Source organism: Anaerotignum faecicola (assembly GCA_024460105.1).
GTDB lineage: Bacteria > Bacillota > Clostridia > Lachnospirales > Anaerotignaceae > JANFXS01.
The window spans coordinates 1-622 of record JANFXS010000050.1 but is presented as its reverse complement, the minus strand read 5'-3'; the positions used below and the strand labels follow the sequence as shown (position 1 = coordinate 622).

At 34.2% G+C, this 622-nt stretch carries 1 protein-coding gene; it reads right to left on the bottom strand.

The genetic code is table 11. From position 1 onward, the window contains the following. Window positions 1–278, bottom strand: a 278-nt coding sequence (locus NE664_12670) for a hypothetical protein (GenBank protein MCQ4727489.1), incomplete at its 3' end; no start/stop codon positions are given. Between the last annotated feature and the right edge of the window lie 344 nt (window positions 279–622).

The window sequence follows — 622 nt, the reverse complement described above, 5'->3', positions numbered from 1 at the left end:
AGCGGATCTGTGTCGAAATTATGATTTGATTCCGGCACCTTCACACACACCATATCAATATGAGCCTGCAGGATGACGCCGGGATGTGTCTCATAACCTGGTGACGCCGGTTTATAGATGACAACATTTCCCATTTCGTCCTGCACATAGGAAAGATTGTGATCGACGGCGAACCGCACAATCCAGTCACTCAGCATTTTCTCATTTTTTGAACCATGGGGAATCTTACACATCTCATTAAAGTAATAGCAATGTGGCTTTGTTATATCAAATTCCATACCAGTTTTCCTCCATAATCTTATCATTATCACAGCTTGGTCAATTTATATTGACCAAATGATACCAGTTTATAAAAACACACCTCTTTTGCGTCTAAGTATAATAAAAAATGATCGTTTCGTCAATAGTATCTTATGAATTTTTCACATAAAGTGTTATAAATATTGTCAAATTCTTGTCTTATTCTCTTCTTGCTTTTCATTTTATGTTGCAAACTTTTCTATTTCCCTCTCTTTTCCGTCGATAATTTAAGCATTTTATTGAGATTTCTTTTTTATTCTGCTCAATTTTTTATTGACTTGTTTTCACAACATTGTTATAATACTGTCATAATATAGATAAG